The organism is Moorella sp. E306M (assembly GCF_006538385.1).
Taxonomy (GTDB): Bacteria; Bacillota; DSM-521; order Neomoorellales; family Neomoorellaceae; genus Neomoorella.
In genome coordinates this window covers 1631778-1649731 of the sequence record NZ_BJKO01000001.1, presented here as the reverse complement: position 1 = coordinate 1649731, position 17954 = coordinate 1631778, and the positions used below count along the sequence as shown (strand labels likewise).

Genomic DNA, 17954 nt, shown 5'->3' with positions numbered 1-17954 from the left:
CACCGTAACAGTCCTTCTGTACTACCCTTCGCCGGTAACACCGCCTATAATGGCCGCCGTAATGGCCGGGTTTTGCCGCAATTTGTTCAGGTCGCCGGGTTTACCGGCCACTACCAGGCCGTAGTAACGGATACCGTTCTGCTGCAGGTAAGCCGCAGTACGCTTGAGTGTAGCGGAGGAATAACTTGGCACCTCGCTCAAACGCTGGATCTCATCGATAAATTGGGCTTCGGTAAGCTGCCTTTCCCCGTTAAGCCATCCCCCCAGGGGGATACCTACCAGCCGGTTGGCCAAGTAGCTCCCCATGCCGGGGTCTTTCTGGCTGGCCGCAGCGATTTCCTCGTTGCTGTGGGCGGCAATCGCTCCCCAAAGGGGCTCTACGCCGGAGGGCAGCAGGGCCTCCATCTCCTGTTTGGTTAGCAGACGGTCAAAGGAGAGGGCCATTTCTACCGTATCCCCTGGTGGGATGCTGTCCAGCCGGTCAAACTCCCGGGGCAGCTGTTCGTATTTTACTGCCGGGTGAAAGAACCTCAGCACCGGTACCATACCCGGCAGGAAGTAGTCCTTACCACCGGCAGCCTTAACTACGGTATAATCAGGGTCCCAGATCAGTTCTCCACCCCAGATTTGGAACTCCACCGTGGCTGTGCCCACGTAAACAGGCCGATCCCCGACCATACGCACCAGGAGGTACTCCTTCTGCCGCCCCAGCCAGCCCTCGTCGCGCCACGGCCCGCCAATGGCCATGGTGTTCGGGGTGCTGTAGCGAACTAGCTCCGGGTAATAAAGCCCGATACGGTTGCCCTGCAGATCGAGGAGGTACCGGGTACCAATATAAAAAAGGCTCAGAACGGTTACCAGCACCACCAGGCTGATCAGAACTGCCCGCAGCGTGCTGCGCCACCGCACCTGGCGGAGAAAACGGGTCTCCTCGAAAAATACTTCTTCTTTTTCCTTTCCTTCCTTTTTCATTTTCGCCCCTCCAGAATCCTGTTATATTCCGCTTTAAACCTTTGCCTGGCCCGGTAGAGCTTTACTTTTACCGTATTGGGTTTCATTTTCATATACGCCGCTATTTCTTCCCCCTTGAGCCCCATGTTATATTTTAGTACCAGAAGCATCCGTTCCGTTGGTTCCAGCCGGTTCAGAGCGGCCATAATCTCCTGCCGCCCTTCTTTCCGGAGGGCCCTTTCCTCCGGCCCCCCGGTTGCTGCTTCCGGTTCTGCGTCCGGGAGGTATAGCAAGGATACTCCCCTACCGGCCCGGTGCAGCCAGTCGATAAATTTGTGCCGGGCCACGGCGATGATCCAGGCCTGCAGTTTTCCCGGCTGCACCCCGTCCAGGTGCAGGCAGGCCGCCATCATAGTCTCCTGGGCCAGGTCTTCGGCGTCTTCGCGGGCCAGGCCCAGGCTAACCAGGTAGCGGTAAGCCAGCCGGTACAACTCCTGCCACAACGGCCACCTCCTCCTTTTTGTTTCTCTATAATAAAAGACGACGGCCGGGGCAAAAAGGGTACAGAAAAAGGGCCACGTCCTCCCGGACGTCAAAAACTTTAACCACCAGGGAGCCGTCCCCTACCAGGCGGCCGAAATCATATTGAAGGAGGTTGGGCAGCACCGTGTGGGCGGCCAACAACTGGCCATTAAGGTAATATTCTACCTTGCTAATGAAGAGGTCGGCCCCGCCGGATCGAATTTACCCAAATTAACTCCTTGACAGAAACTAGCTCTCCCTGATATGCTAAAGGTAACAATTGAGGAACGAGTTGAGGAGAGTATTTAACTTTAGATGAGGAGAGACGAGACTGGCCGGAGTTTTAGGCAATCACAGCCTGGCGGTTTTCGTCAGGCTGTTTTTTATTTATCCAGCCGTTCCGGGGCTGCAGCCCCGCCGGCAGTAATAATTCATTATCAGGGAGGTCGTATTAATGGAAGAGGTGAAAGTAACGCGGGTAGAAAAGCAGGGGCTGCAGGCCATGGACGTGGTCGTGGTGGCCGTCCTGCTGGCAGCAGGCGCAGTACTCAGGATGATCACCCCGCCCTTCTTTGGCATTACCCCCAACGTAGTCATCGGTATGTATGTCCTGGCCATCATGCTCCTCAGGCCCCGCCTGCCGCAGGTGCTGGGGATCGGCCTGGTGGCAGCCGCCGTTTGCCAGCTGACCACCAAATCCTTGCTGCCCTACTTGAATTTTGCCAGCGAACCGGTAGGAGCTATTGTTACCGCCCTTTTACTCTACCTGCCCTTTGACAAAAACAGCTTCTTCAGGGTAGTAAAACCCCTGGTAGTTACCTTCCTGGGTACCTTTGCCAGCGGTTTTACGTACATTACTATCTTTAAAGCCATAACTCTCTTTGCTACTTTACCCAAAAATCCAGCTTACACTTATCTTCTCATGGTAGTTATTGTTACCGGCATCTTTAACGCCATCCTGGCCCAGGTACTTTATTTCCCCTTAAAACAACTGCTGAAAAATGTTTAACCTGACAGAGCGTAACAGCGCGGAGGCCGGTTCATGGAACCTATTATTAAGGTAGAGAATTTTACTTTTTACTATCCCGACAGCCAGGTGCCAGCCCTGGCCGGAATAAACTTAACCGTCCAAGAGGGAGAATTTTTAGGCCTGACCGGCCCTACCGGTGCCGGCAAAACCACCCTGGCCCTGGCCCTGAACGGCATCATCCCCAATTTTCAGGGAGGCCGTATGGGCGGCAGGGTAATGGTTGCCGGTTTAGACACGGCAAAAACCCCCTGCGCCCGGCTGGCCGGGGTTATCGGCAGCGTCTTCCAGGACCCGGAAGCCCAGCTGGTGGCGGAAGTAGTCGAGGATGAGCTGGCCTTCGGCCTGGAAAACCTGGCCGTCCCCCGGGAAGAAATGCGGCAGCGCATTGGCGCCGCCCTGGAAATGGTGGGCATCGCCAGCCTGCGCCACCGTAGTTTACGGGAATTATCCGGCGGCCAGAAGCAAAAGGTGGCCATTGCCGCTGCCGTGGCTTTAAGGCCCCGGGTGCTGGTGCTGGATGAACCTACTTCCGAACTCGACCCCCGGGGGACCTTGGAAATATTGGCCCTCCTGCAGCGGCTCAACCGGGACTATGGTATAACCATCCTGTTGATTGAACAAAAAATTAGTGTCCTCGCCCCCCGGGTCCCCCGGCTGGTCTGTCTTAACAAGGGCCGCATCGTGGCCGATGCCAGCCCGCGTCAGATCCTGGCCCAGGAGAAATTGACGACCGAACTGGGCCTGGAGGTACCCCCGGTGACAGCCCTGTTCCGAATGCTACGCCGGGCCGGCGTCTATCACGGCGACCTGCCCCTGGAGGTAGACGAAGGCCGGCGGGAACTGGAGCGCCTGCTGGGGCACCAGGCGTCCAGGACATAGCAACCTATATCTGGAGGCGCAAAAAAAATGATCCGGGCTGAAAATGTAGAGTTTACTTACCCCAACGGTTTCCAAGCCCTCAGGGACCTGTCTTTTCATATCCGGTCCGGGGAATTCGTGGCCGTCATCGGCCAGAACGGCGCCGGGAAAACCACCCTCCTCAAGCTCCTGAACGGGCTTCTTAAACCCACAGCAGGCAGGATCCTCATCGGCGGCCTGGATACGTCCCGAGCGCGGGTGGCTGAACTGGCGCGCAAGGTAGGTTTCCTTTTTCAAAACCCGGATCACCAGATCTTCCTGCCCACCGTCAGGGAAGAACTGGCCTTCGGCCCTAAGAATTTAGGTCTCAAAGGGGCGGCCCTGGCAGATAGGGTGAAGGATGCGGCTGCCGCCGTAGGCCTCACTCCTTACCTTGACGTTAACCCCCGGCAGCTCAGCAAAGGCCAGCGCCAGCGGGTGGCCCTGGCCTCCGTCCTAGCCATGCAGCCGGAAGTCCTGGTCCTGGACGAACCCACCACCGGCCAGGATTACCGCGAAGCCCTGGAAATAATGAGGCTTGTCAAAAAGCTGCACCAGCAGGGCCACACTGTACTCCTCGTCAGCCACGATATGGAAATGGTGGCCCGCTTCGCCAGCCGGGCCCTGGTCCTGGGGGAAGGGCGGCTGCTCCTGGATGGGCCCGTGGCGACAGTTTTTGCCCGGGAAGATATCCTGAACGCCGCCGGCCTCGTACCTCCCCAGGTCATCCAGCTCGCCCGGCCTTACCAGGAACAGGGACTCCTGCGCCCCGTCCTGACGGTAGAAGAATTGTATGCCGAAATTATCGCCGCTTTAAGGGGTGAGGTAGATGACCGGCAAGTCCTTCCTGCATAAACTCAACCCCCTTACCAAAGTCGTCTGGTCCCTGGCCGTTATTACCCTGGCCTTTGTCTACCAGAACCCCCTGCCGCTCCTTGGCCTCTGGGCCTCGGTCCTGGCCGTCGCCCTGATTGGTAAAGTGTTGCGGGAAATCTTGCCCGCCATCCGGGGGCTGATCATCTTTGCCGCCATCTTTTTCCTCTTTCAGGTCTTTTTAATCGACGAGGGCCAGGTTGTTTTTACCCTGGTACCCGGCACCGGCATCGGCCGCATCACCGACGTAGGGCTCAAGGCCTGCACCATGCTCGCTTTAAGGATGCTGGCCATGACTTCCACCATTCCCGTTCTCCTGGCCACCACCCCGCCCAAGGATATGATTGTCGCCTTTGTGGAAAAACTCAAGGTGCCCTATACTTACGCCCTGATGCTGGTAACCTCTTTAAGGTTTATCCCTACCCTGCAGGAAGAATTGAGCCTGGTCATCCAGGCCCAGCGGGCCCGGGCCTACGACCTGGAAGGCCGTAATATTATCAAGCGCTTTCTGGCCCTCATCCCCCTGGCCATCCCTCTCCTCCTCATGTCCGTCCAGCGGGCCCGGACCATGGCCATCTCCATGGAAACCCGCGCTTTTGGCGCCGGCCCCCGTACCAGCCTGCACACCTCGACCTTCCAGTTACTGGACATAGGGGTAATCTCTTCGTGCCTGCTCCTGACAGTTATTCTCGCGGTTGTATCGCTGCGTTAAGATTATCCACCCGGTAATGCATTAGCCCCGGTATTGTAACCGGGGCTAATGCGTTTTTTGGCATCAGGTATCGGGCGAGTTTTAATGTAAAAGGATTTCGGGGATTCCTTGACTGGAGTTATTTTTAAGTATATACTTAAGGTAAACTTAAGTTCTAACTAATACCTTCTTGGGGGGAAACGCATTGGAATTTGCCACTAGCAAGGAGCTACGTATTTATACCGGAAAGATATTAGAGAAGGTTAGGGCTGGGGAACGTTTTGCCATTACCCATCGGGGTAAGCCTGTGGCATGGCTAATACCCTTTGAAAATGACACTCCCGAAGAATTTTCCCCTCTCCCCTATCATGAGGCGTGGGCAGATATTGAACGGGCCCTGGAAGCCAGCGAGCCATATTACCCTGACTGGCACGAAGCTCTCAAGGAAAGCAGGAGGCAAAAGTGATATTCGTAGATTCTGATGTATTACTAATCGACCTGCGCTATCGCCGTGACCCTAAGTATAAAGAAAACGCTGCTTTTTTAGCCGGGCTCAAGCATGGCAAGCAACAGGGTATTACATCGATCTTCAATGTTTTAGAGGTATGTGGTATCCTTTCCTATAACTTAAACGAGCAGCAGCTATTAAACCTTTATTGTCATTTGCCGACCCATTACAACCTGCAAATTTACCCGCCCTCAAAGGAGTACCTGCCGCGCCTAACAGTAAAAAGTATCCTGGCCATCATAAGCAAAAAGGCCAGCTTTGGTGATGCACTGATTATCTATACGGTACGAAACATGGGTCCACTGGTATCGCACTATGTTAGCTGGAACGCCAGGCATTTCCTCCAGCAGTTGTCCATACCAGCTTTGACGCCAGCAGAGGCCCTGGAAGCTGGAATTTTAGCGGGATAATGCACATCGAGAAAAAGCCTGCCCTGAAAAAAGGTTGCCCCGGCCGTATAACTATACCCTTTGCGGTAAAGGTTAATTAAGGGGTGCCCTTGCTTGGAAGAAAAAGAGCTCATACGGAGCCTCAACTGGTTCTATACCCTGGAAATCGAGCAGGTAGACCTCTATAAGAGCCAGGCCCGGGCAGCAACGGACATTTACCTGCGGCAGGTGCTGACCCGGGTAGCGGCTATGGAACAGGAACACGTCATCAACCTGGAAGCGGAAATCAGGCGCCGCGGCGCCATCCCGACCCGTGCCGGAGCCATTATTGCTCCCCTCCTGGGGGTGGCAACCGGGACCATCTTCAACTGGACCAATACCCGCACCCTCCTCTGGGCCAACATTACTTTAGAAGAAAAGGCCATGGCTGACTACAAACGGCTGATTCTTAAAGTTGCCGAAAAACCCCTTTTTAACCTCCTCTGGAGCCACCTCATTGATGAAGACCTGCATGCCGCCTGGTTCAGCAATAAGCTGAAAGAGCTGGACCGCCTGGCCCGGTATTAACAGGATGGTAATAGAAAAACTTGACAGGAAAAATAGGATGAGTTATTATTACTATAAAATATACCAAATGAATATACTTTAGACTGGAAGTAGTTTTACATGCGCTTAAACCAGGCCACCGATTATGCCTTCCGCGCCGTCCTGTACCTGGCGAAACTGGAACCGGGCACCATCGCCGAAGCCCAGACGATTGCTTCCCGCGAAGATATCCCCATGCGCTTCTTGCTTAAAATCATGCGTTCCCTGGTCCAGGCCGGAATAGTGCAATCCTACCGCGGTGTCAGCGGCGGTTTTGCCCTGGCCCGGCCGGCGCGGGAAATTACCCTGCTGGATGTCGTCGAAGCTGTAGAGGGACCGGTTAGCATTAACCGCTGCCTTCTGGACCCGGAGTACTGTAATAAACACGGCGCTCCTTGTTGCCCGGTACACCGGGCCCTGGGCGCAGTCCAGGACGCCCTGCGCCGGGAGTTGGAGCGTTACAACTTCGCCGAGCTGGCCGGGAAAAATTGAGTAAAGACTTGAAAGGAGGGATTATTTTCAAATAAACTATACTATTTGGGTACACTTTGATGTATTTTGAGGGGAGGAGAAAAGTTATGGATGCACTCTTGCTGGCCAGGTGGCAGTTCGGGATTACCTCAGTTTATCACTTCCTCTTCGTCCCCCTGACCCTGGGACTATCAGTCCTGGTGGCCATCATGGAAACCATCTACGTCCGCACTGGTGATGAAACTTACAAGAACATGGCCCGCTTCTGGGGCAGGCTCTTCCTCATCAACTTTGCCATGGGCGTGGTGACCGGTATCGTCCAGGAGTTTCACTTCGGCATGAACTGGTCCGAGTACTCCCGTTTCGTCGGGGATATCTTCGGCGCCCCCCTGGCCGTAGAAGCCCTGGCCGCTTTTTTCCTGGAATCCACCTTTCTGGGCCTGTGGCTCTTTGGCTGGGATAAGCTGCCTAAAGCCCTCCACGCCGCCTGCATCTGGCTGGTGGCCTTCGGAACCAATCTTTCCGCCTTCTGGATCCTGGTGGCCAACTCCTTTATGCAGGAGCCGGTGGGCTATGTCTTGCGTAACGGCCGGGCCGAGATGACGGATTTCTTCGCCCTGCTGACCAACACCCATGTGCTCTATCAATTCCCCCACACCGTCCTGGCCGGCTTTGTGACAGCCTCCTTTTTCGTCATGGGGATCAGTGCCTACCACCTCCTGCGGCAAAGCCAATTAGATCCCTTCCGCCGTTCCTTCCGGCTGGCTTTGATAACGGGCGTCATCAGCAGCCTGCTGGTGGCGGCCGTCGGCCACTTCCAGGGCCAGTACCTGGTCAATGCCCAGCCCATGAAGATGGCAGCCGCCGAAGCCTTGTGGGAGAGTGCCGATCCGGCCCCCCTGGCCCTGGTGGCCCTGGTTGATACAAAAGACCAGACCAATACCTTCGAGATTAAGATTCCCGCCCTGGCCAGTTTTCTTGCCTATAACAGCTTCCAGGGCGAGGTTAAAGGCCTGAAGGATCTTCAGGCCGCGGCAGAGGCCAGCTACGGCCCCGGCAATTATATCCCGCCGGTCGCCCCGGTCTTCTGGAGCTTCCGCCTGATGGTCGTCGCCGGGCTGTGGTTAATTTTACTGTCCCTTTACAGCCTGTACCTGTGGCGGCGGAGACGCCTGGAAGAAAAACCCCTGGTCCTTAAAGCCCTCCTCTGGAGCATTCCTGTGCCCTATCTCGCCAACACCGCCGGCTGGTTGATGGCCGAGATCGGTCGCTATCCCTGGATTGTCTACGGGCTGCAGCGGGTCGAGGCGGCCGTCTCGCCCGGGGTATCCGCCGCCGCTATTTTGACGACCCTGGTGGCTTTTACCCTGCTGTACGGGGTCCTGGCGGTAGCCGACGTCTACCTCCTGGCTAAATACGCCCGGCAGGGTGTTGAGACAACTCCTGCCACCAGGATGTTAGATAATTCCGGGGAGGTATCCTTATGGATCTAACTGTCCTCTGGTTTATCCTGGTAGCCGTCCTTTTTGCCGGCTTCTTTTTCCTGGAGGGCTTTGACTACGGCGTCGGTATCCTGCTGCCCTTCCTGGGGAAAAGCGATGGGGAACGCCGCGCCATCATCAACAGCATCGGCCCCTTCTGGGACGGCAACGAGGTGTGGATGCTCACCGCCGGCGGGGCCATGTTTGCCGCCTTCCCCCACTGGTACGCCACCCTTTTCAGCGGCTTTTACCTGGCGTTATTCCTTATCCTCGTCGCCCTGATCGTGCGCGGGGTAGCCTTTGAATTCCGCAGCAAGGATGACCGCCCGGCCTGGCGTAACTTCTGGGACTGGATGCTTTTCCTGGGGAGCCTCTTGCCGGCCCTCCTCTGGGGCGTGGCCATGGCCAACCTGATCCGGGGCGTACCCATTGACGCCCGCATGCAGTATGCCGGTACCTTTTTCGATCTCCTTTCTCCCTACACCCTGCTGGGGGGCTTGACCTCTCTTCTCCTTTTCACCCTGCAGGGGGCACTTTTCCTGGCCCTCAAAACCGGGGATGAACTGCCGCAGCGCGCCCGGCAGGCGGGGCTAAAGATAGGTACCGGCGCTGTGGCGGCCCTCCTCCTGCTGCTAATTATGAGTTACCGGGAAACCGACATCTTTACCCGGATGGTACCCGGAATCGCCGCCTGGGGCGCCCTGGTGGCCCTTCTCCTGGCCTGGTGGTCGCTCAGCTCCCGGAGCTACGGCGGGGCTTTTATCTTGAACGGTCTGGCCATCCTCCTGGGCACTGCGGCTCTCTTTGGCGGCCTCTTTCCTCGGGTAATGGTTTCCAGCCTGAATCCCCGATGGAGCCTGACCATTTACCAGGCCTCCTCCAGCCCCTATACCCTTAAAGTTATGACCATCGTCGCCCTCACCCTGGTACCGGTGGTCCTCCTTTACCAGTGCTGGACCTACTGGGTATTCCGCCAGCGGGTTAAGGCCAGGGACATGGAATATTAGGAGTTAGAGGCCGGTGGCTTGCCGGAACTGGCTACTTCCCTTCTTGTTTCGAAAGTACGGCAAAAGGTGAACGGGGCTAGCCAAGAGTTTTCGAATACGCACCAGAAAGGGTTAGAGCAAGGAAGGTCCTGCGGAGAGAGGGGAAGGTAATTTGCTGCTGGAAAGGAACCTCCTGGGCGAAGCACGCCGGGTGCGCTGGCACCTGGCCGTGACCATCGGCCTGGGCCTGGCGGCCGGCTTGCTGGCCATCCTGCAGGCCGGTTACCTGGCCCGGGTGGTGAACGGGGTCTTCCTGGAAGGGCAGGATCTGCGGGGTGTCTGGCACTGGCTCATGGCCCTCCTGGGCATCATTTTCCTCCGGGCGGGCCTGGCCTGGGGTGTAGAAGTGGCGGCCCACCGGGCCGCGGCCCGGATCAAATATGACCTGCGCCGGCGCCTGGTGGGCCACATCCTGGCCGTAGGTCCGTTACCTTTGAAGGATGAGCATACCGGGGAGCTGGTCAATGTCCTGGTTGAAGGAATTGAGGACCTGGAGGCTTATTTTGCCCGCTATTTGCCCCAACTGGCCCTGGCGGCCCTGGTGCCCCTGATGGTCCTTGGTTTCGTCTTCCCCCTGGACCTGTTTTCCGGCCTGCTCCTCCTTTTTACCGCCCCCCTGCTTCCCCTGTTCATGTTCCTTATCGGCAACCGGGCAGAAGCCCTCACTCAACAGCAGTGGCAAACTCTGAGCAGCCTGAGCGGCCATTTCCTGGATGTGCTGCAGGGCCTTACCACCCTGAAAATCTTCGGCCGCAGCAAGGAGCAAGCTGAAGTCCTGGCCCGCCTCAGTGACCGTTTCCGGTCCACCACCCTGGGAGTGCTGCGAGTGGCCTTTCTATCGGCCCTGGTGCTGGAACTCGTAGCTACCATCAGCACCGCCCTGGTGGCTGTCACCGTGGGACTGCGCCTGGTTTATGCCCAAATACCCTTTAAAGAGGCCCTTTTCCTCTTGCTGCTGGCCCCGGAATTCTACCTGCCCCTGCGCCTCCTGGGCAGCCAGTTTCATGCCGGCCTGGCCGGCGTCAGCGCCGCCCGACGGATCTTCGCCGTTCTGGATATGGCAGGCCCTTGCACTACCCCGGCCCCGGCAGTAGCGGACGTGAGGGTCAAATCCCTGCCTCGAGGCGCGGAAACAGGAAATCTCCCGCCGGGCAGGGAAAGCCGCGTACGGCAGCCGGGGCTGCATATTGTCCTGGCAGGGGTTCATTATACTTACCCGGATAGGGAGCGGCCGGCCCTGGAAGAGGTCTCCCTGGAACTCCGGCCGGGGGAAAAGGTGGCCCTGGTTGGTCCCAGCGGCGGGGGGAAAAGCACCATCGCCCACCTGCTCCTGCGTTTCCTGGAGCCCGACCGCGGGCTGATTACCGTCAACGGCTTTCCTTTAAACCAGATCCCCCTGGTGGAATGGCGCCGGCAAGTGGCTCTGGTTCCCCAGCATCCCTACCTTTTCAGCGGTACTATAGCCGACAATATCCTCCTGGGACGTCCGGAAGCCTCGCGGGAGGAAGTGGTGGCCGCGGCCCGCCTCGCCGGGGCCCATGAGTTCATTGCCGCCCTGCCCCGGGGTTATGATACGCCCATCGGTGAGCGGGGGCTGCGCTTGAGCGGCGGCCAGGCGCGGCGCCTGGCCATTGCTCGGGCCATTTTGAAGGACGCCCCCTTACTGATCCTGGACGAAGCTACGGCCAACCTGGATCCAGCCACTGACCAGCTAATCCAGGCGGCCCTGGATCGCCTGATGGAAAACCGCACGGTGCTGATTATCGCCCACCGCCTCAGCACCGTCTACCGGGCGGACCGCATCGTGGTCCTGGCCTCCGGCCGGGTGGTGGAGGCAGGACGGCACGAGGCATTAATGGCGCGGCAGGGTGCCTATTACCGCCTGGTCACAGCCTTTCATTGCGCAGCCGGAAGGGTGAAGGTTAGCTCAGCGCCCGCTAACTCGCTCCATTCCGGAAGCCTCACCGGAGCGGTGGACTATACCTTCAGGCATGACCGGCGTGAATCCGTTAGCATGGCCGCCCGCTCCGCACGCTCTCTCGATATGCCGTACTTTTCATGCCGCCAAAAACATCACCAGCCTGAAGGCACGCCTGCCCCTGGCCTCCAGAACTGCACCGCCCTGTACCGACAGTTACCCCCTGCCTATTTTAAGCGGAGAACTACCACCAGCACTTGCATCCGTCTCCTGGGTTTGCTTGCTCCCTTTTGGGCCGCTATACTGGGAGCCACCCTGCTTGAATTTTTTACCATAGCCAGCAACGTCGGCCTCATGGCCACCGCGGCCTTTCTCATTGCCAGCGCCGCCCTCCACCCGCCGGTTTCAGACCTCATGCTCCCCATCGTCGGGGTGCGCTTTTTTGGTATCTCCCGGGCCGCCAGCCGTTACCTGGAACGTTATGTAAACCATAGCGTCACCCTGCACATCCTTAGCCAACTGCAGGTTTCCTTTTACCGGGCCCTTGAGCCCCTGGTCCCGGCCCGGCTGCCGGACCACCACAGTGGCGACCTGTTGAGCCGGGTCGTGGCCGATGTGGCGACCCTGGAAAACTTTTATCTCCGCGTCCTGGCCCCGCCCCTGGTAGCCCTGCTGGTCATGGTGGCCGTTTTCGTTTTCCTGGCCCATTTTGCCATCAAACCGGCCCTGGCCTGGCTGTTATTTTTTCTCGGGGCCGGCATCATCGCGCCCCTGGGCCTCAAGGCTGCCGGCCGGCTGGCGACCCGGCAGCAGGGAGAAGTACGGGCGGCCCTTAACGCCGCCCTGGTGGATACCGTTCAAGGCATGCCTGAAATCCTGGCCTGCGGATACGCCAGGCAGCAGCAGGAACGCATCGCCGCCTTGAGCCGGGAACTGCTGGTTCTCCAGGGCCGCGAGGCGGGGGTGGCCGGCCTGGCGGCCGCCGTGTCAGGCCTGGCCATGAACCTGGCCCTGTGGTTCGTCCTGGTGCTGGCCATCCCCCTGGTGGCCAGCGGACAACTGGACGGCGTTTACCTGGCCATGCTGGCCCTTGGAGCGGCTGGCAGCTTTGAGGCCGTCCTGCCCCTGGCCATGATACCCCAGCGCCTGGAAGCAAGCCTGGCTGCAGCCCGGCGGCTCTTTGCCCTTACCGATACCCGGCCTGCCGTCCAGGACCCGCCCGGCCCGCCGCCGCAGGCGGCAAACTACCACCTGGAGGTAAAAGGACTGCGCTTTCGCTACGCCCCGGGAGAACCCTGGGTCCTGGACGGCCTCGACTTTACCGTGCCCGAAGGGGGCCGGGTGGCTATCGTCGGTCCCAGCGGGGCCGGGAAAAGCACATTAGTAAACCTGCTCCTGCGCTTCTGGGATTACGAGGAAGGATCTATCCGCCTGGGTGGGTATGAACTCAAGGTCTATCCCCCGGAAGAGTTGCGCCGCTTGATAGCTGTAGTTTCCCAGCAAACCCATCTCTTCCATGCCACCATTGCCGAAAACCTCCTACTGGCCAGGCCTGGTGCCAGCCGGGAGGAGATCCGGCAGGCCGCACGGGAGGCCAGACTGGACGAATTTATCCAGAGCCTGCCCGGGGGATATGAAACCTGTATCGGTGAAGAGGGATTGAAACTCTCCGGGGGCCAGCGCCAGCGTCTGGCCATCGCCCGCGCCCTTTTGAAAAACGCCCCCATCCTGGTGCTGGATGAGGCCACATCGGGCCTGGACCCGGTGACTGAGGAGGAAGTAATGCAGGCTATCTACCGTTTAATGGCCGGCCGGACCACCCTGGTCATAACCCACCGCCTGGCGGGCCTGGAGGCCATGGATGAGATCCTGGTCCTGGATAAAGGGCGGGTCGTCCAGCGGGGACGGCATGAGGAACTTCTCCGGCAAGAGGGGCTTTACCGCCGGATGTGGGAGCTGCAGCACGAAGTATTGGAGCTGGACAGTTAGCCCTTACTTTTTAGTACCACTTTGGGAATATTGCTCTAAAATCCGGACCAGCTCTTTCCCGGCCCGCTCCAGGTCATCATTAATAATCACGTGCCGGTACCTATCGACATAGCCCATTTCCATATCCACCCGTTCCAGCCTTCTGGCTATCACCCCGGCGTCCTTTTCCCTCCCGGCCAGCCGCTGGCGCAATTCTTCCATATTTGGCGGGGCAATAAAAATCGGGACGACATTTTCAGGGAAGCGCTCCATGACCTCAACGCATCCCAGGACATCCATGTCGGTAATAATGTCATAGCCGTTCTCCAGGGCATAAACAATTGTCGGTAAATGGGTACCGTAGTAGTCCCCGGAATGAATCTGCTTCCATTCCAGGAAGGCTCCCTGAGCGATCATTGCTTCAAAATCAGCTTTACTGACAAAAAAATACGGGAAGCCCTGGGCTTCCCCCGGTCGCATGGGGCGGGTGGTTATTGAGGGCAGGTAGTATATACCCCGGACCCGCTCCAGGGCATAGTTCAACAGGGTATTTTTTCCCACCCCGGAAGGCCCGGAAACGACGAAAAAGTAACCATTCCTGTTTCTCTTATCTTTAATCTGGAAATTGACTACCAGGTCTTTAATAAGTTCTTGTACCATAATGTCACCAGTTAAAGATATTTGGCTACATTTTAACATACTGCCCCGGAGGAAGCAATGTCAGCTTTGCTCCGGAGAATCTCTTATAACCATGGATTTTAAGAAAAAGATAAAATCGAGCAAAATATTGTCCATCCTGGCAGTTCATGACCCTATAGCCACCTGCGGAGCCTTTTACTATTCCTTGTTTCGACGATAGAATAATAGTGGCATATTTCAGCACCGAATTCCCGCAATAACGGGAAACGGGGGATAATTTTTGGGGTGAAGAGCCTCCTGGCTCCGGGCTAACTCTCGGTCCGAACCCGGCAACTAACCTCGTAGGTGTGGAGAGAGTGAGGTCCAAGAAAATTGAAGAAGTGGGGTAAATACTGCCTGACCACCGCCCTGACCGGTTCTTTTATTTTTGCAGCCGCCGGGGTGGCCCTGGCCCAGCCCTATGAAGTAAAAAGGGGCGATACCTTGTGGGCCCTGGCCCGCCGTTACGGTGTTACCGTAGAACAGATCCAGGCGGCCAACAACCTTCATTCTTCGTTAATTTTAGTTGGACAGGTCCTGGAAATTCCCGCGGCCCATCCTTCCCCCGCGGCAGAACGCCGGGATACCTCCTCTGCCTCCCGCGGGCAAGAAACCAGCCCTGCCACCACCGGCAAACGAGTGGCCACCATCGCCCGTAAATATATTGGTGTCCCCTACCGCTGGGCGGGGACAAGCCCCAGCGGGTTTGACTGTTCGGGTTTTACCTGGTATGTTTTCCGGCAGGTGGGTATTGATTTGCCCCGTACCGCTTCCGACCAGGCCACCAGTGGCAGACAGGTCGATAAGGATAGTCTCCAGGTGGGCGACCTGGTATTTTTCGATACCAATGGTAAGGGTATTAGCCACGTTGGCATTTACCTGGGTGATGGCAAGTTCATCAGCGCCTCCAGTTCCCGGGGGGTAGCTATTGATAACATTGATGACCCCTACTACTGGGGACGGCGCTACCGCGGCGCCCGGCGGGTGATATAAGAAGCAATATAAAAGCACGCCACCTTTGAACGGGGCGTGCTTTAAAATATTGGCTTTAAACCTGCCTGCTTGCAAAGTTCATTGGCTGTAATCCGGTCCAGCGTGCGGTGCCTTTTAACAGGTACCGTTTTTATACCATTGGTATAGATTGAATGGTTAGCACCTTCCCGTAGTAAATAAAAACCATTTACCTCAAAGTAACGAATCAAGTCCCGACGTTTTATAGACACTGCTAAAACTCCACCGGCACCTGTTCTAATAAAGCGCCTCCAAGGGGAATTTCTTTCTTTTGCTGGCGATAGGCCAGAATCATCTCCCGAAGGGCATCCTTAAGCATTTCTCTACATTCTTCCAGGGTTTTCCCTTCAGTTATTACCTCAGGCCACTCGACCAGTTGCCCCAGGTAACCTGAACTGATCTTTGTATAACGTGCCGTATAGTTGCTGAGCATAAATAACCCCCCTTACCAAACCCTCATTATAAAGTATAACTCACCGCTCCTGGCCTTAGCAATTTTTTACCTACTCCCACTCTATGGTTGCCGGCGGCTTGGAGGTGATGTCGTAAACCACCCGGTTGACATGGCGCACCTCGTTGACGATGCGGGACGAGATGCGCTCTAGCAATTCATAAGGAAGCCGCGCCCAGTCGGCTGTCATGGCATCGTCGCTGGTCACGGCCCGGACGACGATGGGGTAGGCATAGGTACGCTCGTCGCCCATAACACCCACGCTTTTCATGGAGGGCAAAACAGCAAATGACTGCCAGATTTCCCGGTAGAGCCCGGCCCGCCGGATCTCTTCGGTTACAATGGCATCCGCCTGGCGTAAAATCGCCAGCTTTTCCGGTGTAACCTCCCCCAGGATGCGGATGGCCAGTCCCGGCCCGGGGAAGGGCTGGCGCCAGACTATTTCCTCGGGCAGGCCCAGTTCCTCCCCCACCCGGCGCACCTCGTCTTTGAACAAAAGCCGCAGCGGCTCGATTAGCTCCAGCTCCATGTCTTCCGGCAGGCCGCCGACGTTATGGTGGCTTTTGATAACGGCCGCCGTTTCGGTGCCGCTTTCGATGACGTCAGGATATAAGGTTCCCTGGACCAGGAAATCCACTTTCCCCAGTTTCCTGGCCTCCTCTTCAAAGACGCGGATAAACTCGTGGCCGATAATCTTGCGCTTCTCTTCCGGGTCGGTTACTCCTGCCAGTTTGGCCAGGAAACGCTCACCGGCGTCGACATAGATCAGGTTCACCTTCAGGGCCTGGCCGAAGGTCTTTTGCACCTGTTCCGCCTCGCCCTGGCGCAGGAGGCCATGATTGACAAAGACGCAGGTTAAACGGTCGCCCACGGCCCGGTGCACCAGGGCCGCGGCCACGGAAGAATCAACGCCGCCGCTCAGGGCGCACAGCACCCGGCCGTCACCCACCCGCTCCCGGATAGCCGCTACCTGCTCTTCGATAAAGGAGCTGACCGACCAGTCACCGCGGCAGCCGCACACCTGGAAGAGGAAGCGGCGGAGCATTTCCTGGCCCAGGGGCGTGTGCTTGACCTCCGGGTGAAACTGGACGCCGTAAAGCCGGCGCCCCGGGTCGCTCATGGCCGCCACCGGCGTGTAGGCCGAGCGGGCCGTTACCCTAAAGCCCGGCGGCGGGGCACTGATATAGTCGCCGTGGCTCATCCAGCACTGCATGGTCCGGGGTAACCCGGCAAAGAGGATGTCGTCAGTCGTTACTTCAAGCTCGGTCTTACCGTATTCCCGCCCTGCGGCTGCCTCCACCCGGCCCCCCAGGTCGTGGGCCATGAGCTGCATGCCATAGCATATGCCTAAAATGGGGATGCCGCTCTCATATAGAGCCCGGTCAATGCGGGGCGCCCCCGGGCTGTAAACGCTGGCCGGCCCGCCGGAAAAGACAATACCTTTGGGCCGCCGGGCCAGGATCTCCTCCAGGGGCGTATTAAAGGGGATCATTTCCGAGTAAACCCCGGCTTCGCGGATGCGCCGGGCAATCAACTGGTTGTACTGGCCGCCGAAGTCCAGGACCAGGACTATTTCCGCAGGTTGCTTGTTTTCTCGCATCATCTACCCAACCTCACTGAATTAACCTTTATTTTATTTTACGGTGAAGCTCCTTTTGACGCAGATCGCCCAACTATAGAGCTCTTGCCGTGCAAGGAGCAGGCCTGGCGACCCTCTTTTCATCTCTGCCCGTTGTAAACCTCCGGTTTTAAAATGCAGATGTCCGGCAAATGGCGGTATTTCTGGGCATAATCAAGGCCGTAACCAACAACAAAATAATCCGGGATGGAAAAACCGCTGTAATCGACATGGACATCCACCAGCCGCCGCTCGGGCTTGTCCAGAATGGTGCAGGAGCGCACACTTAAAGGTTTGCGGGCCTTTAAATTTTCCAGCAGGTATTTTAAAGTCAGACCGGTATCAACAATATCCTCCACAATCAGGAGGTGCTTATCTTCCACCGGCACTTCCAGATCCTTCAAGATGCGCACTGCTCCCGACGTAGTGGTCCCGGCGCCGTAACTGGAAACAGCCATAAAATCGAGCTGGAGGGGAATGGTAATCTCCCGCACCAGGTCGGCGAGGAAAATAATCGCCCCTTTGAGGATACCCACCACCAGCAGGTCCTTGCCGGCATAATCGCGGCTAATGGCCGCGCCCATTTCTTTAACCCGTTTTTTTATCTCAGCGGCGCTAACCAAGACTTTAGCAATGTCATCCTGCAAAAATAATTCCTCCCCCGAAATAAAAGTACGATGTTACCTTCACCCCGGCAAACTTCCTCCACCGGCCTCTATTAATATACCTCTTGACAGTTTACCATAACCTTGTTATCTTCGCTGTATAACGGCAAAATCCTTCTGGCCGTCCGAATTTGGCGCCAAAGGAGTGAGCTACCGGTGTCTCCTGGCACCAGTACATTAGAAAAAAGGGCGCGCCAGGTC

General features: G+C 57.3%; 20 protein-coding genes and 1 riboswitch. Of the genes, 12 read left to right on the top strand and 8 right to left on the bottom strand.

Annotated features, from left to right (window positions below; genetic code table 11):
* Window positions 1-21: 21 nt before the first annotated feature.
* Genes FLZ89_RS08690 through FLZ89_RS15695 form a run of 3 tightly spaced genes read right to left on the bottom strand, consistent with a single transcriptional unit; the run spans window position 22 to window position 1635 of the window.
* A complete protein-coding gene (locus FLZ89_RS08690; RefSeq protein WP_141304799.1) occupies window positions 22-972 on the bottom strand; it encodes an anti sigma factor C-terminal domain-containing protein in 951 nt (316 codons plus the stop codon).
* Complete coding sequence (locus FLZ89_RS08685; protein ID WP_172613522.1) at window positions 969-1454, bottom strand: RNA polymerase sigma factor; 486 nt, start codon at window positions 1452-1454, stop codon at window positions 969-971. Before FLZ89_RS08685 ends, FLZ89_RS08690 begins: the two co-directional genes overlap by 4 nt.
* A 25-nt stretch (window positions 1455-1479) precedes the next feature.
* A complete protein-coding gene (locus tag FLZ89_RS15695; protein WP_172613521.1) occupies window positions 1480-1635 on the bottom strand; it encodes a hypothetical protein in 156 nt (51 codons plus the stop codon).
* A gap of 292 nt (window positions 1636-1927) precedes the next feature.
* Here FLZ89_RS15695 and FLZ89_RS08680 point away from each other — a divergent pair, with 292 nt between their 5' ends.
* The 11 genes from FLZ89_RS08680 to cydD all read left to right on the top strand — a co-directional run bounded on the left by FLZ89_RS08680 (window position 1928) and on the right by cydD (window position 13351).
* Window positions 1928-2482, top strand: coding sequence for a tryptophan transporter (locus FLZ89_RS08680; protein WP_141262899.1), 555 nt, complete (start codon window positions 1928-1930; stop codon window positions 2480-2482).
* Window positions 2483-2515: 33 nt separating this feature from the next.
* Window positions 2516-3382, top strand: a complete 867-nt coding sequence (locus FLZ89_RS08675; protein ID WP_141262900.1) for an energy-coupling factor ABC transporter ATP-binding protein — start codon at window positions 2516-2518, stop codon at window positions 3380-3382.
* 27 nt (window positions 3383-3409) lie between these two features.
* Complete coding sequence (locus FLZ89_RS08670; protein ID WP_141262901.1) at window positions 3410-4255, top strand: energy-coupling factor ABC transporter ATP-binding protein; 846 nt, start codon at window positions 3410-3412, stop codon at window positions 4253-4255.
* Window positions 4230-4985 (top strand): energy-coupling factor transporter transmembrane component T family protein, encoded by a 756-nt coding sequence (locus FLZ89_RS08665; RefSeq protein ID WP_141262902.1) that lies wholly within the window; start codon window positions 4230-4232, stop codon window positions 4983-4985. The genes FLZ89_RS08670 and FLZ89_RS08665 overlap by 26 nt, the downstream gene beginning before the upstream one ends.
* 184 nt (window positions 4986-5169) lie before the next feature.
* Entirely contained in the window at window positions 5170-5430 is a 261-nt protein-coding gene (locus FLZ89_RS08660; RefSeq protein WP_025773319.1) for a type II toxin-antitoxin system Phd/YefM family antitoxin, read from the top strand.
* Window positions 5427-5882, top strand: a complete 456-nt coding sequence (locus tag FLZ89_RS08655) for a hypothetical protein (protein ID WP_141262903.1) — start codon at window positions 5427-5429, stop codon at window positions 5880-5882. Before FLZ89_RS08660 ends, FLZ89_RS08655 begins: the two co-directional genes overlap by 4 nt.
* Before the next feature lie 93 nt (window positions 5883-5975).
* Entirely contained in the window at window positions 5976-6428 is a 453-nt protein-coding gene (locus FLZ89_RS08650; RefSeq protein WP_141262904.1) for a ferritin-like domain-containing protein, read from the top strand.
* 99 nt (window positions 6429-6527) lie between these two features.
* Window positions 6528-6938 (top strand): RrF2 family transcriptional regulator, encoded by a 411-nt coding sequence (locus FLZ89_RS08645; RefSeq protein ID WP_141262905.1) that lies wholly within the window; start codon window positions 6528-6530, stop codon window positions 6936-6938.
* Between the two features lie 86 nt (window positions 6939-7024).
* The gene (locus FLZ89_RS08640) at window positions 7025-8410 is read left to right on the top strand and encodes a cytochrome ubiquinol oxidase subunit I (protein WP_141262906.1); all 1386 of its coding nucleotides are present in this window, start codon (window positions 7025-7027) and stop codon (window positions 8408-8410) included.
* The gene (cydB, locus tag FLZ89_RS08635; protein ID WP_141262907.1) at window positions 8401-9405 is read left to right on the top strand and encodes a cytochrome d ubiquinol oxidase subunit II; all 1005 of its coding nucleotides are present in this window, start codon (window positions 8401-8403) and stop codon (window positions 9403-9405) included. The genes FLZ89_RS08640 and cydB overlap by 10 nt, the downstream gene beginning before the upstream one ends.
* Before the next feature lie 151 nt (window positions 9406-9556).
* Window positions 9557-13351 (top strand): thiol reductant ABC exporter subunit CydD, encoded by a 3795-nt coding sequence (gene cydD, locus FLZ89_RS16165; RefSeq protein ID WP_172613520.1) that lies wholly within the window; start codon window positions 9557-9559, stop codon window positions 13349-13351.
* A gap of 3 nt (window positions 13352-13354) precedes the next feature.
* On the opposite strand, the gene gmk is transcribed toward cydD, so the two are convergent.
* Window positions 13355-13990, bottom strand: a complete 636-nt coding sequence (gmk, locus tag FLZ89_RS08620; RefSeq protein WP_141262908.1) for a guanylate kinase — start codon at window positions 13988-13990, stop codon at window positions 13355-13357.
* Between the two features lie 210 nt (window positions 13991-14200).
* A riboswitch (cyclic di-AMP (ydaO/yuaA leader) is annotated at window positions 14201-14331 on the top strand.
* A gap of 10 nt (window positions 14332-14341) precedes the next feature.
* On the opposite strand from gmk, the gene FLZ89_RS08615 reads away from it, so the two are divergent.
* Window positions 14342-15001: a C40 family peptidase gene (locus FLZ89_RS08615; RefSeq protein ID WP_141262909.1), complete on the top strand. Its 660-nt coding sequence runs from the start codon at window positions 14342-14344 to the stop codon at window positions 14999-15001.
* 41 nt (window positions 15002-15042) lie between these two features.
* Here FLZ89_RS08615 and FLZ89_RS16570 read toward each other — a convergent pair whose 3' ends face one another.
* The 4 genes from FLZ89_RS16570 to hpt form a co-directional block, all read right to left on the bottom strand.
* Window positions 15043-15231, bottom strand: a complete 189-nt coding sequence (locus FLZ89_RS16570; protein ID WP_141262910.1) for a type II toxin-antitoxin system HicA family toxin — start codon at window positions 15229-15231, stop codon at window positions 15043-15045.
* A gap of 2 nt (window positions 15232-15233) precedes the next feature.
* Window positions 15234-15452, bottom strand: a complete 219-nt coding sequence (locus FLZ89_RS08605) for a type II toxin-antitoxin system HicB family antitoxin (RefSeq protein ID WP_141262911.1) — start codon at window positions 15450-15452, stop codon at window positions 15234-15236.
* 70 nt (window positions 15453-15522) lie between these two features.
* Window positions 15523-17073, bottom strand: a complete 1551-nt coding sequence (guaA, locus tag FLZ89_RS08600) for a glutamine-hydrolyzing GMP synthase (RefSeq protein WP_141262912.1) — start codon at window positions 17071-17073, stop codon at window positions 15523-15525.
* Window positions 17074-17189: 116 nt separating this feature from the next.
* Window positions 17190-17735: a hypoxanthine phosphoribosyltransferase gene (hpt, locus tag FLZ89_RS08595; protein ID WP_141262913.1), complete on the bottom strand. Its 546-nt coding sequence runs from the start codon at window positions 17733-17735 to the stop codon at window positions 17190-17192.
* Window positions 17736-17954 lie beyond the last annotated feature (219 nt).

Excerpts from the sequence above, each read along its gene's own strand:
- FLZ89_RS08690 (WP_141304799.1), bottom strand. The coding sequence starts at position 972 with ATGAAAAAGGAAGGAAAGGAAAAAGAAGAAGTATTTTTCGAGGAGACC.
- FLZ89_RS08680 (WP_141262899.1), top strand. The coding sequence starts at position 1,928 with ATGGAAGAGGTGAAAGTAACGCGGGTAGAAAAGCAGGGGCTGCAGGCC.
- FLZ89_RS08675 (WP_141262900.1), top strand. The coding sequence starts at position 2,516 with ATGGAACCTATTATTAAGGTAGAGAATTTTACTTTTTACTATCCCGAC.
- FLZ89_RS08670 (WP_141262901.1), top strand. The coding sequence starts at position 3,410 with ATGATCCGGGCTGAAAATGTAGAGTTTACTTACCCCAACGGTTTCCAA.
- FLZ89_RS08665 (WP_141262902.1), top strand. The coding sequence starts at position 4,230 with ATGACCGGCAAGTCCTTCCTGCATAAACTCAACCCCCTTACCAAAGTC.
- FLZ89_RS08645 (WP_141262905.1), top strand. The coding sequence starts at position 6,528 with ATGCGCTTAAACCAGGCCACCGATTATGCCTTCCGCGCCGTCCTGTAC.
- FLZ89_RS08640 (WP_141262906.1), top strand. The coding sequence starts at position 7,025 with ATGGATGCACTCTTGCTGGCCAGGTGGCAGTTCGGGATTACCTCAGTT.
- cydB (WP_141262907.1), top strand. The coding sequence starts at position 8,401 with ATGGATCTAACTGTCCTCTGGTTTATCCTGGTAGCCGTCCTTTTTGCC.
- gmk (WP_141262908.1), bottom strand. The coding sequence starts at position 13,990 with ATGGTACAAGAACTTATTAAAGACCTGGTAGTCAATTTCCAGATTAAA.
- FLZ89_RS08605 (WP_141262911.1), bottom strand. The coding sequence starts at position 15,452 with ATGCTCAGCAACTATACGGCACGTTATACAAAGATCAGTTCAGGTTAC.
- guaA (WP_141262912.1), bottom strand. The coding sequence starts at position 17,073 with ATGATGCGAGAAAACAAGCAACCTGCGGAAATAGTCCTGGTCCTGGAC.